Raw genomic sequence first — 20,027 nt, forward strand, 5'->3', positions numbered from 1 at the left:
GTCAGACCTCAACCCAGCGGCGCAACAGGTTGTGGTAAGTGCCGGTCAGCTGGATCAGCGCCGGATGGTCGGGGACATCGCGGGTCAGTTGCTGGATCGCACCGTCCATCTCGAACAGCAAGGTGCGCTGGCTGTCTTCGCGCACCAGGCTTTGGGTCCAGAAGAACGCGGCATACCGCGCCCCGCGCGTCACCGCGTTGACTTTGTGCAGGCTGGAGCCGGGGTACAGCAGCATATCGCCGGCCGGCAGTTTTACCCGCTGCAGGCCGAAGGTGTCCTGAATCTCCAACTCACCGCCGTCGTATTCATCCGGGTCGCTGAAAAACAGCGTGGACGACAGGTCGGTACGCACCCGCTCATGGCTGCCCCTGGGCTGACGCACGGCGTTGTCGATATGAAAGTCGAAACTGCCACCCGCCGTATAGCAATTGAGCAGCGGCGGAAAGACTTTGTGCGGTAATGCCGCCGACATAAACAGCGGGTTTTTCCACAAGCGCTCAAGCATTGCCGCGCCGATTTCCTTGGCCAACGGGTGGCCTTCGGGCAATTGCAGGTTGTGCTTGGCTTTGGCGGACTGGTGCCCGGCGGTGATTTTACCGTCGGCCCACTCGGTGTTTTCCAGGGCTTGGCGAATGCGCAGCACCTCCTCGCGAGAGAACAGGCCGGGAATGTGCAGCAGCATGGGGCAATACCTGAATTCAGAGAGATGCCAATGGTATTGATTCTTATCCGCCCTGTAAAACGCGAGGACGAACGAGTGGGTAAAAACCGTAAGCAAAAAGTGTAAAGAATGTAAATTCAGTGCGAATAGCAATGTATCGCAATTGATAGAAAGTCTTGTTAGCCCTATATTCCGCGGCCTCACCTCCTTGGGGAAGGACAACTCATGTCGCGCACCACGCTAAAAATATCTGCCGGTTCACCACGCGTACTGGCTTCGGCCATCGGCGTTGCACTCAGCGCCGGCGCTGCCGCCCACATGGCGCAAGCGGCCGAAAGCACCGAACAAAAAGGCGAGCGCAACAGCATCTCCCTCGGTGCCACCAGCATTACCGGCCAGGAACAGGACACCACGTCCTACCAGGTGGAAAAAGCGTCTTCGCAGAAGTACACCGCGCCACTGGTGGACACTCCGCGCTCAGTCACCGTAGTGCCGCAACAAGTCCTCAAGGACACCGCCGCCACCTCGTTGCAGGATGCCTTGCGCACCGTACCGGGCATTACCTTCGGCGCCGGTGAAGGTGGCAACCCTCAGGGCGATCGCCCGTTCATTCGTGGTTTTGACGCACAGGGCGACACCTACCTCGATGGCGTGCGCGACACCGGCGGCCAGAGCCGCGAGATCTTCGACATCGAGTCGATTGAAGTCAGCAAGGGCCCCAACTCCTCGTTCGGCGGTCGGGGCTCGGCCGGCGGCAGCATCAACCTGGTCAGCAAAACGCCACAAGCGCGGGATTTCACCAACGGCGGTTTCACCTACGGCTCCGACCAGACCCGCCGCTACGTGCTCGACGTAAACCGTCAGTTCCTCGACAACGCCGCGTTCCGCCTGAACCTGATGAGCCATGAGCAGAACGTGGCCGGTCGTGATGTGATCGACTACGACCGTTGGGGCGTCGCACCGTCGCTGACCTTCGGCCTGGGCACGCCGACCCGCGTCAACTTCAGCTACTACCACATGGAAAGCAACGACCTGCCGGACTCGGGGATTCCATACGGCTACAGCAATAGCGGCGCCAAAGCCGTTCATGTGCATGACAAACCGACCGACGGCGGCGACAGCAACAACTTCTACGGTTTGAAGGACCGCGACTTCCGCAAGACCCGCGCCGACATCAGTACGTTCTCCATCGAGCATGACCTGAACGACAACATGACGCTGAAAAACACCCTGCGCCATGGCAGCACCGGTCAGGACTACATCCTCACCCAGCCGGACGACAGCCAGCACAACGTCAATCAGTTCGGCACTGTGTGGCGTCGCGCCAACACCCGCGTGTCCACGACTGACACCACCACCAACCAGACCGATCTGTTCGGCAATTTCCAACTGGCGGGCATGAAGCACTCGTACTCCACCGGCCTGGAATTCACCGGTGAAGAAACCCGCATCAGCGGCTACACCGTCAGCCCAAATACCAACCCCACCTGCACCGTAGCCAAAGGCAGCCTGGGCGGCCAGTGCACATCCTTGAGCAACCCGACACCGGACGACGCCTGGACGGGCAGCACCACACGCAATTACCTGGGCGCCAACACCAAGGCCACCAGCCGCGCGGCCTATGTGTTCGACACCATCGAACTGGACCCGAAATGGCTGCTGAACGTCGGCCTGCGCTACGACACTTTCGACACAGTGGCCAACACCAATGCCGCCGCCGGGCGCACTAAAATCAAGGACGACAGCCAGTTCTTCAACTGGCAGGCAGGCCTGGTCTGGAAGCCGCTGGAGAACGGCAGCATCTACACGTCCTACGCCACCTCGGCCTCCCCGCCCGGTGGCCTGGTCGGCGAAGGCGCCGATGGCAACCCACTGTCTGCCGGCGCCGCCACCAGCGACTTGAAACCGGAAGAAACCGTCAACTATGAGCTGGGCACCAAGTGGGACCTGTTCCATAGCCGCCTGTCCCTGACCGCTGCGGTCTTTCGCACCGAGAAGAAAAACACCCGAATCCTGGTGGACGCGATGACCTACCAGAACGGCGGCGAGTCCCGCGTCGACGGCCTCGAACTGTCCGCCAGCGGCAAGCTCACCGATCAATGGCAAGTGTTCGCCGGCTACAGCTACCTGAAAAGCGAGCTGGTGGATGCCGGTCTCAATGGCCGCAATGGCGTCATCAGCGCCGGCTCCAACAAAGGCAATGCAATGCCCAACACGCCGAAGAACACCTTCAGCCTGTGGACGACGTATGACATCACACCCAAGCTGACCATCGGCGGCGGCGCGTTCTATGTCGACCAGGTTTACGGCGACGCCGCCAACACGGTTTACGTGCCGGCCTACACCCGCTACGACGCCATGGCCAGCTACAAGCTGACCAAGAACGTCGACCTGCAATTGAACGTGCAGAACCTGACCGACAAAACCTACTACGACAAAGCCTACGCGGCGCACTTTGCCAACCAGGCGGCCGGTCGTACGGCGCTGTTGACCACCAGTTTCCACTTCTAAACCCGGTCAACGTTAAGCCAGAAGCCCCACGCATCGGATGCGTGGGGCTTTTGCGTGTAAAACAGAATGTTTCTCGACAACTCACGGCATAATGCGCGCCGTGACAACTACATCCAGATGAGCGAGGCCGTCAGACGTGTTGAAGAAAACCCTGTTTCAATTGCACTGGTTCTTCGGCATTACTGCCGGGCTGGTGCTGGCGTTGATGGGGATCACCGGGGCTGCGGTCTCGTTTCAGGATGAAATCCTGCGGGCGCTCAACCCCTCGGTATTGCACGTCGAAAAACGCGAAGCGGGCGTACTGCCGCCTGCCGAACTGGTGCGCAAACTCGAAACCACCGAAGGCAAGACCGTGTCGATGCTGTGGGTAGAAAGCGACAGCGGCAACGCCGCGCGCGTGTTCTTTACCCCGCCGCCCGGTGAGCGCCGCGGCCAGATGCGCTACTTCGATCCCTACACGGGCGACTACATGGGCGACGCCGTCGGCCAGGACGTATTCGGCTTTATCCTGCAGTTGCACCGTTTTCTGGCCATGGGCGACACCGGCCGGCAAATCACCGGCGCCTGCACGCTGATATTGCTGTTCTTCTGCCTCTCGGGCCTGTACCTGCGCTGGCCACGCCAAGTGGCGAACTGGCGTGCGTGGCTGACCTTGGACTGGCGCAAAAAAGGCCGCAGCTTCAACTGGGATTTGCACTCGGTATTCGGTACGTGGTGCCTGCTGTTCTATCTGTTGGCGGCGCTGACCGGCCTGTCCTGGTCCTACGATTGGTACAACCAGGGCCTGACCAAACTGCTCTCCGACGCCCCGAACAACGAACGCATGCGCAAGCGCGGCCCGCCGCCCGAGGGCCCGGCGCCAGTGGCCAACTACGATGCGATCTGGAGCAGCATCTACGCCAACGCCGGCCCTGGTTTGAGTGCCTATAACATCCGTATGCCGGCCGTCGCCGGACAACCGGCCATCGTGTATTACCTGCTCAAATCATCGCCCCATGACCGAGCGCTGAACCAGATCAACCTCGACCCGGCCACCGGCGACGTCAAATTCCACGATCAGTACGCGAGCAAAACCCTCAAGTCGCAATGGCTGACCAGTATTTACGCGCTGCACACCGGCAGCTACTTCGGCTTGGTCGGTCGCATTATCCTGACCGTCAGTGCGCTGTGCATGCCGCTGTTCTTCATTACCGGCTGGCTGCTGTACCTCGACCGTCGCCGCAAAAAGCGCCAGGTTCGCGATGCCCGCAAAGGCCTCGGCGCCAACCACAGCGACGCCCCGGCCTGGCTGATCGGCTTTGCCAGCCAAAGTGGCTTTGCCGAGCAACTGGCCTGGCAAACTGCCGGGCAATTGCAGGCAGCCGGCATGCCGGTGAACGTGCAGCCCCTGGGCAACGTCAGCCAGGACGACCTGACCCAATCGGAAAATGCACTGTTCGTGGTCAGCACCTTCGGTGACGGTGAAGCGCCCGACAGCGCACGCGGTTTTGAACGCGGCGTGCTCGGCCAGGACCTGTCGCTAAAAGGCCTGAATTACTCAGTGCTGGCCCTGGGTGATCGCCAGTACGAGCACTTTTGCGGCTTTGCCCGGCGCCTGCACTTTTGGCTGACTCACCAGGGCGGCAACCCCTTGTTTGCCCCGGTGGAAGTCGACAGCGGCGACACCGAGGCCTTGCTGACCTGGCAACAGCAACTGGGCCAACTCACCGGTCACGCGCCGGCAGCTGCCTGGCAAACCGCCCAATACGACAACTGGCCCCTGACTTATCGCACCCTGCTCAACCGCGGCAGCGTCGGCTCGAACATCTACCTGCTGGGCCTCACGCCGCCGTCGCCGCAAAACTGGCTGGCGGGTGACCTGGTGGAAATCCTGCCGCGCAATGGCCCCAAGGCCATTGAACACTTCCTCGCTGGCCTGGGCCTGACCGGCAACGATAGCGTGCTGATCGACGGCCTGGCGCAACCCCTTGACCAGGCGCTGGCGACCCGCCAACTGCCGGACAACCGCACGCACCTGGTCGGCTTGCATGCCCAGGCACTGGTGAACGCATTGGTGCCGCTGGGCATGCGCGAATACTCCATCGCCTCGATTGCCAGCGACGGCGTGCTGGAGCTGATCGTGCGTCAGGAACGTCACCCCGACGGCAGCCTGGGCCTGGGCTCCGGCTGGCTGACGGAACACGCCGCCATCGGGACCGGCATCAGCCTGCGCCTGCGCCGCAACAGTGGTTTTCACTTGCCGCAGGCACCGGCACCGCTGATCCTGCTGGGCAACGGCACCGGCCTCGCCGGCCTGCGCAGCTTGCTCAAGGCGCGCATTGCCGATGGCCAGCAGCGCAACTGGCTGCTGTTTGGCGAGCGCAACATCGCCCACGACTACCTGTGCCGGGACGAACTGCAAGGCTGGCTGGCCAGCGGCGACCTGGCCCTGCTGGATCTGGCGTTTTCCCGTGACCAGAAGGAAAAAATCTACGTGCAGGACCGCCTGCGCGAGTCGGCGGATGTATTGCGTCGATGGCTGGCCGATGGCGCGGCGATTTATGTCTGCGGCAGCTTGCAGGGCATGGCGACGGGCGTGGATCAGGTGCTGCACGACGTGCTGGGCCGCGAGGCGGTTGAGCGCTTGATTGAACAAGGCCGCTATCGCCGGGATGTGTACTGATCCCTGAAAAGACACCGTTCAAAATGTGGGAGCGGGCTTGCTCGCGAATACGGTGGTTCAGTCGACAGATTCGGTGACTGACACTCCGCTTTCGCGAGCAAGCCCGCTCCCACATTTGATTGCATTTCAAATCAGGCCGGTTGCAGCTTTTGCTCGAACACTGACACCCCATCCAAATCCCGCAAAATGACGGTCAACTCTGCCGTCTGCCCATCAATCTGCACCTCACCAAAAAACTGAAACCCGGCAAACGGCGAAGTGTTTTGCGCGGGTGGCGCCTTCTCGAACACCACCTCCGGGCCAAAGGTTTTATCCAATGGGTTCGGCCCGAAACTCCCCGCATTCAACGGCCCTGCCACAAACTCCCAGAACGGCTCGAAATCCTGGAACGCCGCACGATCAGGGTGGTAGTGATGCGCCGCGCAGTAGTGCACATCCGCCGTCAGCCATACATGGTTACGCACCTGCTGAGCGCGCAGAAAGCCCAACAGCTCGGCAATCTCCAGCTCGCGACCTTGGGCCGGGCCAGGGTCGCCGTTGGCGATCGCCTCCCAGCGCGGCACGCCGGGGCTGACCTCGCCATCAGGCACGCCCAGCCCGATGGGCATGTCGGCGGCGATGACTTTCCACTGCGCCTGGGAAGCCTTGAGCTCGCGCTTGAGCCAGTCCAGTTGCTCGCGGCCCATGAAGGGTTTTTCGCCGCCCAGGTTGTCATCGTTGGGGCCGCGATAGCTGCGCATGTCCAGCACGAACACATCCAGCAAGGGGCCGTAGCTGAGCTTGCGATAGATCCGCCCGCCACCGTCGGCGCTTTGCCGGCGCATCGGTGAATACTCCAGCCAGGCCTGGCGCGCGCGGCCGACCAGGGTGTTGATGTCCTTGGTCTGGTAACGCTCATCCAACTGCTTGCTCGGCGACCAGTTGTTGACTACCTCGTGATCGTCCCACTGCCAGATCTGCGGCACCTCGGCATTGAAGCGGCGCACGTTTTCGTCGAGCAGGTTGTAGCGGTAGTTGCCGCGATATTCATCGAGGGTTTCCGCGACTTTGCTCTTGGCCTCGGTGGTGATATTGCGCCAGATGCGGCCGTCTTCAACGGTCAGCTGCGCCGGCACCGGGCCATCGGCGTAGATGGTGTCGCCGCTGTGAATAAAGAAGTCCGGCAGGCGCAGGCGCATGGCTTCGTAGATGCGCATGCCGCCGATGTCCGGGTTGATGCCAAAGCCCTGGCCGACGGTATCGCCGCTCCACACGAAACGAATGTCGCGGCGCTGTTGCGGCACGCTGCGCAAGTGACCGAACCACGGCTCGCTGGCGACGCCGGTCTGGGCGTCCTCAAAGTGCACGCGATAGAAAATCGCCTGATCGACCGGCAGCCCGGTGAGTTCGACGCGGGCGGTGAAGTCGGTGCGGTTGTCGGCCAGCGGCGAGATGAATTTACGCGGGTTGCTGAACACACTGCGGGTGTCCCACTCCACCACCATCTTCGCGGGGCGGTCGCTGCGGCTCCAGATCATCGCGCGGTCGCCCATCAGGTCGCCGGACTGCACACCATCGGTGAGTTGCGGCCGGTCTTTGACCGAGGCGATCACCGCCGGGGCCAGGCCCGGCAGCAACAGACCGGCGCCAACGGCTTGCATCACACGGCGACGGCCGAGATCGAAGTGGCTCATGCAGGTGCCCTCTTGAGTATCAAAAGGGCCACTTAAACATGGCGTGATGAAGCCGGTGTGACACCGACCTACAGACCAATGCAGATCAACTGTGGGAGCTGGCTTGCCTGCGATAGCATCACCCGGGTCTAACTGATACACCCAGGTGCCTGCATCGCAGGCAAGCCTGCTCCTACAGTTTACATTGCGTCAGGCCTTGGCTGAGGAGACCGCCAGCTCAACCGCATCCGGCCGCTTGATCAGCGCATAGACCAAACCGGTCAACAGGCTGCCGGCAACAATCGCCAGCAAGTACAGCAGCGCATGGTTCATCGCATTCGGAATCACCAACACAAACAGGCCACCGTGAGGCGCGGCGAGTTTGCAGCCGAAGTACATCGACAGCGCGCCGGTCAAGGCGCCCCCGGCGATGCTGGCCGGAATCACGCGCAGCGGGTCTTTGGCCGCAAACGGGATCGCCCCTTCGGAGATAAAGCACAGGCCCAGAATCATCGCGGCCTTGCCTGCCTCGCGTTCGGTCTGGGCGAATTTGCGCCGCGCCAGGAACGTGGCGATGCCCATGCCAATCGGCGGCACCATACCGGCGGCCATGGTCGCGGCCATGGGTGCGCCGCTCGAGGCCGCCAGCAAACCGACCGAAAACGCATACGCCGCTTTGTTGATCGGCCCACCCAAATCCACACACATCATGCCGCCCAACAGGATGCCCAGCAGCACCGCGTTGGTGGTGCCCATGGTGCTGAGGAAGTCAGTCAGGCCAGTGAGCAACCGCGCGACCGGCGGGCCGACGAGATAGATCATCGCCAGGCCCGTGAACAAACTCGCCAGCAACGGGATGATCAAAATCGGCTTGAGCGCCTCCAGGCTCTGCGGCAATTTCACCGCACGGGTGATCAGCTTGACGCAATAACCCGCGAGAAAACCGGCGAGGATGCCTCCGATAAATCCGGCGCCCAATGTGCCCGCCAACAGCCCGCCGATCATGCCGGGCGCGAGCCCGGGACGGTCGGCAATCGAGTAGGCAATGTAGCCCGCCAGCAACGGCACCATCAGCATAAAGGCCTGGTCGCCGACGGTTTTGAGCGCTGCCGCCAAGGTGCCTTTTTCTTCAAAGGCATGAATGCCGAACACGAACGACAGGGCGATCAACAAGCCGCCCGCTACGACCATCGGCAACATGAACGACACACCGGTAAGCAGGTGTTTGTACACACCGGTTTTTTCTTTTTTGGCCACCGCACCGCTGGCTGCACTTTCCACCGCGCCTTCGGCCAATGCCTGGTTGAGCGTGGCTTCGGATTGCTTGAGGGCGATGCCGGTACCGCAGCGGTAAATCTTCTTACCGGCGAAGCGCTCGGTGGCGACTTCGATATCCGCCGCCAGTAACACCACGTCGGCGTCGGCGATCGCTTGCGGGCTCAACGGCGTGCGCGCACCCACCGAGCCCTGGGTTTCGACTTGCAAGTCATAACCCAGGCGCTTGGCTGTTTGCTGTAAAGCTTCGGCGGCCATAAAGGTGTGCGCCACGCCCGTCGGGCAAGCCGTAATAGCGACGATACGTGGAGCACGCTTTGCGGCCGCCGGTGCTGCGCTGGCGACATAGATTTGGGCCTCTTCGGCGCCACGGCGCAATACCGCCTCGACATCCGCCAACGCCTGGGCAGGCGTGCTTTGGAACACACGCTTGCCGACAAACCGCTGCATATCCACCGGCGTGCTGCTGACCAGCAATACCCATTCGGCTTCGTCGAGTGTGGCCTGGGACAACTGGCGCTCCGGGTGCTGCACGTCCACCACTTCGACGCTGGTGTGCAAGCCCATGCGCTGCGCGGCAGCGTCCAACAAGCGGGCGCACAGCACACTGGTGACCATGCCGTTCGGGCACGCAGTAACAATGGCTAACTTCATCACAAACCCTCTTATTGTTCTGTCAGCGCACGCACGTGGACGCCGCTTTCGAGACGCGCCAACTGCGCGTCATCGCTGATGCCAAAGCCGATCTGCGTGACGGCCATGGCGGCAATCGCCGTGGCCCGGCGCAGGGTGCTTTCCGGCAGATCAAAACTGAGCAAACCGTGAAGCATCCCGGCCAGCAGCGAGTCACCCGCACCGACCGTGCTGGCGACGCTGACCTTGGGCGGCGTGGCATGCAGCGCCGTGCCCGGGCTGAACCAGTTCACGCCGTCGGCGCCGTGGGAAACCACCACATGCTCGACGCCTTGGGCATGCAAGCGCTCGGCAGCCTGGGCCTGTTGTGCGATGGAATCGGTGGGGCAATCCAGGGCTTCGGCGAGCTCTTCAGTGTTGGGTTTGATCAACCACGGGCCCGCCTGCAAACCGGCGCGCAAGGCTTCGCCGCTGGTGTCGAGTGCGACTTTCAAACCGAGGCTTTTCAGATGTTCCAGCAAACCTTTGAACCACTGCGCAGTGACGCCACCCGGCAAGCTGCCGGCGACCACCACGGCGTCGTGCCCAGGCGCAATCAGCGTCAGTTGATTGAGCAACGCCGCTTGCGCCTGCTCACTGACCTGCGGCCCTGGTGCGTTGATGTCGGTGACCCGGCCATCCTGTTCGGCGATCTTGATATTGCTACGGGTTTCGCCCGGCACACGGATAAACGCGTCGGCAAAGCCACGCCGCGCGATCAACGCCTCAAACGCCTGGGGGTTGTCTTCACCGAGAAAGCCGCCCACGGTGACTTCATGGCCCAGGTCCGCCAGCACCTGGGCGACATTGACACCCTTGCCGGCGGCATGGGTCAGCAGGGTTTCGCTGCGGTTGACTTCACCCGGTTCCAGGCGCGCCAGGCGTACCGTCAGGTCCAACGCCGGGTTCAGCGTCAGGGTCAGAATCTTCGCCATTTACACGGCCTCCACGAGGGCTCGCACTTCGGCGGGCGAACCCACCGCAAGGGCTTTTTGCGCCAGGCCCTGGGCCTCGCTCAGACTGAATTCGCGCACCCGCGCCTTCACTTCAGGAATGCTGCGGGCCGACACGCTCAACTCATCCACACCCAGGCCAATCAGCACCGGCACCGCCAACGGGTCCGCCGCCAACTCGCCGCACACGCCGACCCATTTGCCATGGGCATGGGCGGCGCGCACGGTGATGTCGATCAACTGCAACACCGCCGGGTGCAGGCCATCCGCCTGAGCGGACAGGGTCGGGTGGCCACGGTCGATGGCCAGGGTGTATTGGGTCAGGTCGTTGGTGCCGACACTGAAGAAGTCGACTTCCTTGGCGAGTACCGGCGCCAGCAAGGCAGCGGACGGCACTTCGATCATGATCCCCAGTTGCAAGTCGGCCACCGGGATCTCCAGGCGCAGGCGCTCGGTCATATCGCGGGCGGCGCGCCACTCATCGACGCTGCCGACCATGGGAAACATGATGCGCAGCGGCCGGTTATCGGCGGAACGTAATAGCGCACGCAGTTGCGCTTCCATGATCTGCGGGCGCTGCAAGGTGAGCCGAATACCGCGCACCCCCAGGAAGGGATTTTCCTCTTGGGCAATCGGCCAATACGGCAGCGGTTTGTCGCCGCCCACATCCAGGGTGCGCACGACCAGCGGGCGACCGTCGAGGCCGTCGAGTACGCGGCGGTATTCGGCTTCCTGCGTGGCTTCATCCGGCGCTTGCGGGTGGGCCATGAAAATCAGCTCGGTGCGCAGCAGGCCGATACCTTCGGCGCCTTGCTCCACCGCAGCGGCAACGCCGGCGCTTTCGCCGATATTGGCGAACACTTCGACGGCGTGGCCGTCGCGGGTCAGGGCCGGTTGATGGCGCTGGGCCGAGGCGGCTTGCAGGCGTTGTTCGCGAGTGTCGCGCTCAACGGTGGCCCGCTGCAGGGTGGTCGCATCGGGGTCGACATGCAGGCGACCGCGCTGGCCGTCCAGCAACAAAGGCGTGCCGGAGGCCAACAGCAACACCGTCGGACCTGCGCCCACCAGCGCCGGAATGCCCAAGGCCCGCGCGACGATGGCGCTGTGGGCCGTGGCGCCGCCACGGGCGGTGAGGATGCCGGCGACGCGCGTCGGGTCCAGACGCGCGACGTCGGAGGGCCCGACTTCTTCCATCACCAGAATGTAGGGTTCGCTCGGCTCCTGGGCGGTTTCAATGCCGCACAGTTGCGCCAGCACACGGCGGCCGATGTCGCGCAGGTCGGCGGCGCGCTCGGCGAGCAAGGCATCCTGCAACGACTCCTGCTGCCTGGCGGCGGCTTCGATCACGCTCATCCACGCGGCTTCGGCGCTCTCGCCTTGCTTGAGGCGAGTGCCGACTTCGTCGGTCAGTTCCGGGTCGTCGAGCATTTCCTGGTGAGTGATGAAAATCTCGCGGATGGCTTTGGCCTGGCTGCGTTCGATCAGGCCCTGAATATCGCGGCGCACGTCGGTCAAAGCGTTCTGCAGGCGCTCGCGTTCAATGGCCGAGGATTCACCGCGCAGCGGGTAATCGACTACTTGCTGCGTCTGGATATGCGCAGGGCCGATGGCGACACCGGGCGCGGCGGCAATAGCCTGGAGCTGGCTGCCGGACACGGGCGCGCTGAGCACCGGTTCGATATCAAGCGTTGCGGGTTGCGCACTGGCGGCCGGCAGCGGCTCAACGTCTTCGCCGAGGCCTTCCTCTACGGCCGCCAGCAAGGCGGGTAACGCGTCACCGGCAATCGCTGGCTCGGCCACAAACTCCAACACCTGGCCGCGACGGGCGCCGAGGCTGAGCAACTTGCTCAGGCTTTTTACCGACACGGCACCGACCGGGCCATCGACGATGCGCACGCGGATATCGCCGTCAAAACTTTTCGCCAGTTGCGCGAGGATCTTCGCTGGCCGCGCGTGCAGGCCATGGGCATTGGCCAGGGCAATGCGCACACTCGGCCAATCGGGTGGCAGTTCGCCGCCGAGCACTTCAAGCACCGCACGGCTGCTGGTGGCACGCCCCAGTTCCTGGCCGCGACCTTCAATCAACAACGCGCACAGGCGTTCCAACAAGGTCTGATGGGCTTCGCCGAGGCTGGCCAGGCAGAACAAACCGTTGAGTGGCTGGCCGAGGTAACGCATGGGTTTGTCCGGCGTGACGAAGGCCAGACCCGGACGCTTGACCGTCTGCTCGCTGTGCAACCACCACAGGCCATCGCCCAGGGGCAGTGCGTCGACTTGCTGCAACACGGCGGCAAAGCCATTGCTCACACAGTCAGCCTGGCGCAACAAGCGTGCGCCGCGCCACACCAGCTCTTCGAAGTCATCGGCGGACACGCCAAGGCTGATCATCTGCGCATCCAGCGCCAGTTCCTGCGGCGCGCCTTGCAGCAGCTTCAGCAACGCTTCGGCGTTGCCGGCACGGCGCAGCGCCTCGCCCAGGTCGGTTTCACCGAGGGCGCGGGTCAGCAGTTGCAGCAGGCGCAAATGTTCATCGGATTTGGCGGCAATGCCGATGGCCAGGTAGACGATCTGGCCGTCACCCCAGTCCACCCCGTCGGGGAATTGCAGCAGGCGCACGCCGGTAGAAAAGACCTGGTCGCGGGTTTCCGGGGTGCCGTGAGGGATGGCAATACCTTGGCCGAGAAAGGTCGAGCCTTGGGCTTCACGGGCTTGCAAGCCACTGAGATAACCCTCGGCGACCAGGCCATCGGCCACCAGTTTTTCAGCGAGCAGGTGCAAGGCAGCAGATTTATCCACAGCCACCTGGCCCATGGATATCTGCTCTACAGTGAGCTCGAGCATGCCGTTCTCCTAGTTAGTGCGGTGTGCGCACTAGGTATTGTTTTGAATAAATCAGCGAGGCTGTGTTCAAAAATAACTGACTGAGCGGTCAATTGGCAGTAGCCATTCAGTCGCGAACGTCGTAAAAATACGCTGGCTGAAACGTTTAATCTAGAATTTATGGCAGATTACGCGCTAATTATGCAAGCTTGAAGGACCACTTGGCGCTTGAGCTCAGACAATAGTCGTGTGCAGGAATCGGTTACGATTGGACAAAATGTCGGGGCAAGCTCTAAAAAACAAGGAAATCCCGGTTTGAAACTCAGTGATATCGCACGTCTGGCCGGTGTGTCCGTCACCACCGCAAGCTACGTCATCAATGGCAAGGCCGCACAGCAACGCATCAGCTCCGCGACCGTCGAGCGGGTGCGGGCGGTGGTCGAAGCCCATGGTTTTACCCCCAACCCTCAGGCGGCCGGGCTGCGCAGCCGGCATACGCGCACCTTGGGTTTTATCCTGCCAGACCTGGAAAACCCCAGTTACGCACGGATTGCCAAGTTGTTGGAGCAAGGTGCGCGAGCACGAGGCTATCAGTTGCTGATCGCCAGCTCCGACGATGATGCGGACAGCGAACGCCAGTTGCTGCAACTGTTTCGTGCACGACGCTGCGATGCGCTGTTCGTCGCCAGTTGCCTGCCGGCCAGTGATGACAGCTATCGCGAGTTGCAAGCCAAGGGCCTGCCGGTGATTGCCATCGACCGGGTGATGGAGCCGGCGCAGTTTTGCTCGGTGGTCAGCGACGACCGCCAGGCCTGCCAGCAACTGACCAGCAGCCTGCTGCAACCGCTGCCCAAGCAGATCGCACTGATCGGTGCACGGCCGGAGCTGAGTATCAGTCAGGAGCGCGCCGCCGGTTTCCGTGAAGCGCTGCAAGGGTTCACCGGTGAAGTCATCATCGAACAGGGTGAAGCCTTCAGCCGTGACTGCGGCCGACAGTTGATGGAGCAACTTCTACATCAACTGGGGCATTTGCCTGACGCGTTGGTGACCACTTCCTACGTGCTGCTGCAAGGCGTGTTCGACGCGCTGCATGACTTCCCGCTCAAATCACGGCCGTTGCGCCTGGGCACGTTCGGTGACACCCAACTGCTGGACTTCCTGCCGCTGCCGGTCAACGCCATGGCCCAGCAACACCAATTGATCGCCGACACGGCCCTGCGCCTGGCCCTGGCCGTCATCGAGGAAGAGCAATACCAACCGGGCGTGCACGCCATTGGCCGGACCTTCAAGCAGCGTATTCACGAGGCTTGAGCATGGAGCTGATCGACACCCACACCCACCTGGACTTCCCGGACTTCGATCATGATCGCCGGGAAGTCCTCGCCCACAGCCGCCAACTTGGGGTGCAGCGCATGGTGGTGTTAGGCGTCTATCAGCAGAATTGGCAACGGCTGTGGGACCTGGTGCAGGAAGATGAAGGCTTGTTCGCCGCTTTCGGCCTGCACCCGGTGTACCTCGACGCGCATCGCCCCGCTGACCTGACCGAACTGGGCGACTGGCTGACCCGCCTGCACGGCCATCGACAGTTGTGCGCCGTCGGCGAAATCGGCCTGGACTACTTCCTCGAACAGCTGGATCGCGAACGTCAGCAAAGCCTGTTTGACGCCCAGTTGAAACTGGCGGTGGACTTCCAGCTCCCGGCCCTGTTGCATGTACGTCGCAGCCACGCGGCGGTGATCGCCACCCTCAAGCGCATCCGCCTGCCACGGGGCGGTATCATCCATGCATTCGCCGGCAGCGTTGAGGAGGCTCGCGAGTACATCAAGCTCGGCTTCAAGCTGGGCCTGGGCGGCGCGGCCACCTGGCCTCAAGCCCTGCGCATGCACAAGGTGCTCGCTCAACTGCCCCTTGAGGCCGTGGTGCTGGAAACCGACTCACCGGATATGGCCCCCGCGATGTACCCCGGCCTGCGTAACAGCCCGCAACACTTGCCGGACATCTGCAGCGCGTTGGCTGAGCGCATGGGCATCAGCCCCTCACTGCTGGCCGAAACGAGCACACGCAATGCGCGCGAGTTGTTCCGTTGGTAGCACGCTGACCGCTTGCAAATCCAACGTCAGCCGCTGCCGGTAACGGATATAGCGCAGCACCAGGAAGTGGGCCAGCAGCATCACCAGTGAAATATTGAGTTGCCCGATCACGCTGACCACCCCCACCCATTCCGCCAACAACGCCACGATCAACACCGCGCAGGTGAGTACCAGCATGCTTGGGCGCACCATCGCCCAATGGTCCAGCGACTTGAACTGGCGCAGTTGCCGGGGGCAGTTCAACTGCACGATCCGCTGGCAATACGTGCAATCAAAAGGCTCATGAATGGCAATGGCGTTCAATTGCCAGGGCTTGAGCGCAAACGTAATGTCGCAATGGGCGCAGTGCCCTTTGATACCGGTAGCAGCAGTCATCGCCGTGCCTCCCTTGGACCGTGATGGGTTGAAACAAATTCTCACCCATCCAGGCGCTCAAAGAAGATACACAGACAAATCAGGACAGGAGCCACGCAATACAAAACCAAAATCCTACACGCTTGCCCTACACACGAAACGCCTCGATCAATGGCTTCAACGATCACCTGCATCGACAGCTGCCGGCTGGCCGCCTCTGTCTGATGGGCGCCCTGAGCCGCATGCTCGCCAGCTCGATTGATCTCGGCAATGTTCTGGTCGATATCGTGGGCAAGGGCAGTTTGCTGCTCCACGGCCACAGCGATCTGCTGATTCTGGTCGACGATCATGCCCACGGCACCGAGGATATGAATGGAAAGAGCACACCGCCTAAACTGGCTGCGGCTATTTCCCAAGGTGGTTACACGGCGCATAGCTGTGGGAGCGTTGCTGTCTTTAGAAAGGATGGACGGATAAAGACCGTTAAGACAGTTGCTCCCACATTTTTGACCGCACTCACTCGATCAAGGCAACACGGTCCAGATGGCAAACCCGGCATACCACAGCACCGCCGCACGCAGCAGCAGTTCCCACAGGCGATCCAGACTGTTGATGCCGTCAGCCCCCACCACCGGCGGTGGAATTTCAGCCGCTACCAGGCCGACTTTTTCTACCAACTGCGCGGCACTGATATCCCAGCTCAGCAGTTCATGGAGCATCACCCGGCTGACTGCAACAAAGTTACCCACCAGGGCAAAACTCGCCGCCAGCAAGCGCACCGGCAACCAATCAAACGCGTGGCGCAATTGGCCGGCACGTTCGGCGACCAGAGGGTTCTGGCTGTGCTCACTGGCCAACGCCAGCAGGCGATAGGCCAGGGCCGCGACCGGGCCCAACAGGAAATACCAGAAAATCACCGCGAAAAAGCTTTGGTAAGCCTGCCATAGCAGATGGCCTTGAACGCGCTCCAGCAGTTGCTCGCCATTGTCGGCCGCTACTTTCAGGTCCCGCTCGGCCACGTGTTCGGCGGCTTGCAAGTCACCGCGCCGCCACGCATCGCGAAACGGCCCGAGCCCAGCCAGTAGATCGCCACGCCCCAGGCTATAGATCACCACCAGTAAGTGCACCGGCAATGCCAACAAGCCATAAGCCACGGGTTCCAGCACCAATAGCAACAGGGCCAGCAAGGCCACCGGCAACAACACCAGCAGTACCAGAATCAGCCAAGGCCGCTTGCCCATGCGCGGGCTCGACTCCAGTTTGGCCAGCTCACGCAGCCATCCGCCGTCGCACTGTAACCGCCGACGCAAGGCCGAGAACTTCTCGATCCAGACCGCCAGCACCAACACCAGGAAACTCATCGTGCGTGTCCTCCATCCTGCAGGGCGCTGCGAAAGCGCGCCCAATCAAAAGCCGGGCCCGGGTCAGTCTTGCGCCCTGGCGCAATATCACTGTGACCACGAATACGCTGACGGGTAATGCCTGGGTAGGCTGCCAGCAGTTGACGTGTCAGGTCGATCAGCGACGCGTATTGGGCATCGGTAAACGGTAGCTCATCCGTACCCTCCAGCTCGATACCCAGGGAAAAGTCATTGCAGACTTCACGCCCCTCAAAGCTCGAGACCCCTGCATGCCAGGCCCGGTCCAGACACGATACAAATTGCGTCACGGTGCCGTCGCGCTCAATCAGAAAATGCGCAGACACCCGTAGGTCGGCAATGCTTTCAAAGTAAGGATGCTCTGTGACATCCAGGCGGTTCTGGAAAAACGCCTGCACCTTGCCGGTGGCGAACTGCGCCGGAGGCAGGCTGATGTTATGCACCACCAACAGTGAGATCTCGCCTGCGGGGCGCTCGTTGAAGTTGGGTGAAGGGCAATGGCGAATACCCTGGCACCAACCGCTGGTGGGGTCCAACTGCATACTGGTTCCTTGAATGAGACGAGGTATTACCAGTATGCCGCGTTCAGCCCTGCGGTTGCGATGACTTGCCGCGATTGAGTTGACGCAGGTTACCCATCACTGACGTCAGCGCGCGGTCAAACAGCAGCCCCTCGTCCAAACTGCGTATCGCCCCCTGCTTGAAGGCCAAGGCCAATTGGACGGCACTCTTCTCCAGGACCTTGAGCCCCGTGCGGCTGACAAAAATATAGGCGTTGGCCGGTGCCATGATCGCCTTCAGCTTGCAGCGCAGACGGTGGGTTTCATCTTGCTGGAACTCAAACCAGCCTCCGATCCGCAATTGTTGAGCCTTGAGCAAGTGCGGGTCATCACTGGGCAGGCTTGCGATTGGCTCAGGCAACCCGCTACTGAGTGAGAATGGCTCACGCACCTCGATCAGCGTGTCCTGCCTCCCACTCTCGAATGACTGCACATGCATGGCTTGCAATCGGACAAAGAACTCACGGGTGCTGAAGGGATCGAACGCCACGCAGGTCAAGCCGTTGCGCAAGGCCTTGAGCAGCCCGGGCAATTGCTCCAGCAGGTGCCGACCGGCCTCGGTGTCTTTCTGCAGGCTCACGCTCCAGATCAACTCGTCCATGGTGCGCACCGCCGCCTGGCATTGCACCGATTGCTCGCCATGCTTGAGGCTGGCCGACAACAGCACCTGGCTCCAGGCCTGCTGGAGAAACTGCACCACCGCCTGCGGTAACACCCGGCCTACCAAACGTCGATTGAGCAGCTCGGCCACGCGCTGACGGGCGGCCTCAGTACGCACACGGCCCTCTTCGACCTCATAGGTGTGCTGCTCCAGCAATTCACTGCGCCGCTGCTCATCCGCAGTAAAGGTCGTGAACTGCGCCAATAACCGGGGGAAAATCGCCAGGTCTTCAACGAACTCATTCAGCAAACATTGCACCACCTGCTCGGTTCGCAGGTACAGGCTGTCGCGCGGAGAGTCATCGCGCGGGCTCCAACCCATGGCGGCGGCGGCGATTTCATTGAGTAAGCGCCGCGCCGGATGGCTGCTGCGACTGAAAAAACTCTTGTCCAGTATCGCCACTTTCAATATCGGAATCTGCAAACGCGCGATCAAGGCCTTGAAAACATCAGGCACGGTGCTGTCATTGAGGATGAACTCGAATAACAGGGCGACCAGGTTGATCACATCCTCATCGGCGTCTTCCACCACACGAGACTTGCCACTTTTGACGCTGACACGGGTGAGCAACTGTTCAAGCTGGTTACGCAGGTCGAAGTCGTCTTCGGCCTCGGGTTCCGGCACGTATTGCTGCAAATGAGAGAGCAGGCGCAACAGGTCGCGGGTGGCAATGGGCTGAGGTTCGGCGCTGGCTTCCAGGGTAGGCGCCACGCTGCCACGCACGGCCGCCAGCAATTTCTGCAAGGCAGCGAAGGCTTCCTGGCCGTTTTCATCCACTGGCGGGTCGACGGTCGGCAAGCTGCCTTCACGCTGCTGTTCAAGCGCCGCACGCCCACCGGGGCGACGTGATGGCACTGCCTTGAGCTCAGGCAAAACCCCGGTAGCGACGAGTATCTGGTTGGCTTCAGCGAACAGTTGGTCGGCGTCACTGAGCACGTATTTTTCAAACAGCTTGAGAATGATCAATTTGACGCGGATCTCTACCCCCAAGCTGCGCCCCGCCCGCAAAAAGAATTCACAAAGCAGTGCCGGGCCCAACGGGTTATCGCGCTCATCCAGGGGGTTGCCGAGCAATGTACTCAGGCGCGCGGTCAGTTGCGCCAGTGCCAGGCCATCACGATGCCGCACTCGACCGAGCATGGCCGCCAACGCGACCGCTTTTTCCAGTTCATCACTGGACGTGCCGGTCGCCGTGTCATAGGACACCACCGGCAGCCAGTGCGACTCGCCCCGCCCAACCTGGCCCAGATTGGCGAACGCGGCGAACAACTGCGCCATGAACACGCGCTCGAAATTCTTGCGCTTGAGGCGCAAGTCGCGCATGGCTTCAAAGAAGATGTGATGGTCAGCGTTACTACGGGCCTTGTCGGCCATTTCGAACAGGGTGTCGTCGGCGTTATCGAACAGTTCCTGCAAACCTTGTTGCAACTGCTGAGCGGCCTTGTCGCGAACCTGCAGCAACACCACCGGCAGGCGCGCAAGCGGCGATGGCGTGGCGTGTGCCTTGTTGATGGGCACCACCTTTCCGTCATTGTGCATCCTGGCCTCCTGAAACGGCGGTGTTGGTTGGGGAAAGATCGGGGGCAGGCCCAATTGGACGCTGTAAAAAAACCCGTTATCACCAGGACGTCAAAGCTATGACGCCAATTGCAAGGCGCGAGATTATCTTGCAAATGAGGGTAGTTGCGCCAGCAAACTCTGCCTTTGCCCTGTAAATGAATAGGAGTCTGGGTTCAAACGCGCACTGCCCCTATAATCGAGGCACTTTGTTTGTGGA

13 protein-coding genes and 1 pseudogene are annotated in these 20,027 nt (G+C 61.8%); 4 read left to right on the forward strand and 10 right to left on the reverse strand.

Translation table 11 applies throughout. The features are described 5' to 3' along the window. Window position 1: 1 nt before the first annotated feature. A complete protein-coding gene (locus tag ACI77D_RS11585) occupies window positions 2-682 on the reverse strand; it encodes a Fe2+-dependent dioxygenase (protein ID WP_262667018.1) in 681 nt (226 codons plus the stop codon). A 204-nt stretch (window positions 683-886) separates the two neighbouring features. Between ACI77D_RS11585 and ACI77D_RS11590 the strand changes: the two genes are divergently transcribed. Both ACI77D_RS11590 and ACI77D_RS11595 read left to right on the forward strand, forming a co-directional pair. Next, window positions 887-3,172 carry a TonB-dependent siderophore receptor gene (locus ACI77D_RS11590; RefSeq protein WP_064450670.1) on the forward strand — a complete coding sequence of 762 codons (2,286 nt, stop codon included), beginning with the start codon at window positions 887-889 and terminating at the stop codon, window positions 3,170-3,172. 136 nt (window positions 3,173-3,308) lie between these two features. Continuing rightward, window positions 3,309-5,834, forward strand: coding sequence for a PepSY domain-containing protein (locus ACI77D_RS11595; protein ID WP_407016592.1), 2,526 nt, complete (start codon window positions 3,309-3,311; stop codon window positions 5,832-5,834). 131 nt (window positions 5,835-5,965) lie between these two features. On the opposite strand, the gene ACI77D_RS11600 is transcribed toward ACI77D_RS11595, so the two are convergent. From ACI77D_RS11600 to ptsP, 4 genes are all read right to left on the reverse strand, one after another. Then, window positions 5,966-7,507, reverse strand: a complete 1,542-nt coding sequence (locus tag ACI77D_RS11600; RefSeq protein ID WP_221293929.1) for an alkaline phosphatase — start codon at window positions 7,505-7,507, stop codon at window positions 5,966-5,968. Window positions 7,508-7,696: 189 nt separating this feature from the next. Next, the gene (locus tag ACI77D_RS11605; protein ID WP_407016593.1) at window positions 7,697-9,415 is read right to left on the reverse strand and encodes a fructose-specific PTS transporter subunit EIIC; all 1,719 of its coding nucleotides are present in this window, start codon (window positions 9,413-9,415) and stop codon (window positions 7,697-7,699) included. Between the two features lie 11 nt (window positions 9,416-9,426). After that, a complete protein-coding gene (gene pfkB / locus ACI77D_RS11610; RefSeq protein WP_259763064.1) occupies window positions 9,427-10,368 on the reverse strand; it encodes a 1-phosphofructokinase in 942 nt (313 codons plus the stop codon). Then, window positions 10,369-13,227 (reverse strand): phosphoenolpyruvate--protein phosphotransferase, encoded by a 2,859-nt coding sequence (gene ptsP, locus ACI77D_RS11615; protein ID WP_407016594.1) that lies wholly within the window; start codon window positions 13,225-13,227, stop codon window positions 10,369-10,371. 294 nt (window positions 13,228-13,521) lie between these two features. Between ptsP and cra the strand changes: the two genes are divergently transcribed. Continuing rightward, a complete protein-coding gene (cra, locus tag ACI77D_RS11620; RefSeq protein WP_064450664.1) occupies window positions 13,522-14,517 on the forward strand; it encodes a catabolite repressor/activator in 996 nt (331 codons plus the stop codon). Between the two features lie 2 nt (window positions 14,518-14,519). After that, entirely contained in the window at window positions 14,520-15,296 is a 777-nt protein-coding gene (locus tag ACI77D_RS11625) for a TatD family hydrolase (RefSeq protein ID WP_221293928.1), read from the forward strand. On the opposite strand, the gene ACI77D_RS11630 is transcribed toward ACI77D_RS11625, so the two are convergent. From ACI77D_RS11630 to ACI77D_RS11650, 5 genes and pseudogenes are all read right to left on the reverse strand, one after another. Beyond that, window positions 15,243-15,671 (reverse strand): hypothetical protein, encoded by a 429-nt coding sequence (locus ACI77D_RS11630; protein WP_407016595.1) that lies wholly within the window; start codon window positions 15,669-15,671, stop codon window positions 15,243-15,245. The genes ACI77D_RS11625 and ACI77D_RS11630 overlap by 54 nt on opposite strands. A 127-nt stretch (window positions 15,672-15,798) precedes the next feature. Continuing rightward, a pseudogene (locus tag ACI77D_RS11635) lies at window positions 15,799-16,021 on the reverse strand (methyl-accepting chemotaxis protein); the annotation flags it as partial. 153 nt (window positions 16,022-16,174) lie between these two features. Then, window positions 16,175-17,011, reverse strand: a complete 837-nt coding sequence (ampE, locus tag ACI77D_RS11640) for a regulatory signaling modulator protein AmpE (protein ID WP_064450660.1) — start codon at window positions 17,009-17,011, stop codon at window positions 16,175-16,177. Then, a complete protein-coding gene (ampD, locus tag ACI77D_RS11645) occupies window positions 17,008-17,571 on the reverse strand; it encodes a 1,6-anhydro-N-acetylmuramyl-L-alanine amidase AmpD (RefSeq protein ID WP_064450659.1) in 564 nt (187 codons plus the stop codon). The genes ampE and ampD overlap by 4 nt, the downstream gene beginning before the upstream one ends. Before the next feature lie 43 nt (window positions 17,572-17,614). Continuing rightward, entirely contained in the window at window positions 17,615-19,789 is a 2,175-nt protein-coding gene (locus tag ACI77D_RS11650) for a DUF1631 domain-containing protein (RefSeq protein ID WP_407016596.1), read from the reverse strand. Window positions 19,790-20,027 lie beyond the last annotated feature (238 nt).

The organism is Pseudomonas sp. O39 (assembly GCF_045447295.1).
Taxonomy (GTDB): Bacteria; Pseudomonadota; Gammaproteobacteria; order Pseudomonadales; family Pseudomonadaceae; genus Aquipseudomonas; species Aquipseudomonas antarctica_A.

Bases quoted from the DNA above. Each gene is read 5' to 3' on its own strand.
- ACI77D_RS11585 (WP_262667018.1), bottom strand. From the start codon at position 682: ATGCTGCTGCACATTCCCGGCCTGTTCTCTCGCGAGGAGGTGCTGCGC.
- ACI77D_RS11590 (WP_064450670.1), top strand. From the start codon at position 887: ATGTCGCGCACCACGCTAAAAATATCTGCCGGTTCACCACGCGTACTG.
- ACI77D_RS11600 (WP_221293929.1), bottom strand. From the start codon at position 7,507: ATGAGCCACTTCGATCTCGGCCGTCGCCGTGTGATGCAAGCCGTTGGC.
- ACI77D_RS11605 (WP_407016593.1), bottom strand. From the start codon at position 9,415: ATGAAGTTAGCCATTGTTACTGCGTGCCCGAACGGCATGGTCACCAGT.
- pfkB (WP_259763064.1), bottom strand. From the start codon at position 10,368: ATGGCGAAGATTCTGACCCTGACGCTGAACCCGGCGTTGGACCTGACG.
- ptsP (WP_407016594.1), bottom strand. From the start codon at position 13,227: ATGCTCGAGCTCACTGTAGAGCAGATATCCATGGGCCAGGTGGCTGTG.
- ACI77D_RS11625 (WP_221293928.1), top strand. From the start codon at position 14,520: ATGGAGCTGATCGACACCCACACCCACCTGGACTTCCCGGACTTCGAT.
- ACI77D_RS11630 (WP_407016595.1), bottom strand. From the start codon at position 15,671: ATGACTGCTGCTACCGGTATCAAAGGGCACTGCGCCCATTGCGACATT.
- ampE (WP_064450660.1), bottom strand. From the start codon at position 17,011: ATGAGTTTCCTGGTGTTGGTGCTGGCGGTCTGGATCGAGAAGTTCTCG.
- ampD (WP_064450659.1), bottom strand. From the start codon at position 17,571: ATGCAGTTGGACCCCACCAGCGGTTGGTGCCAGGGTATTCGCCATTGC.
- ACI77D_RS11650 (WP_407016596.1), bottom strand. From the start codon at position 19,789: ATGCACAATGACGGAAAGGTGGTGCCCATCAACAAGGCACACGCCACG.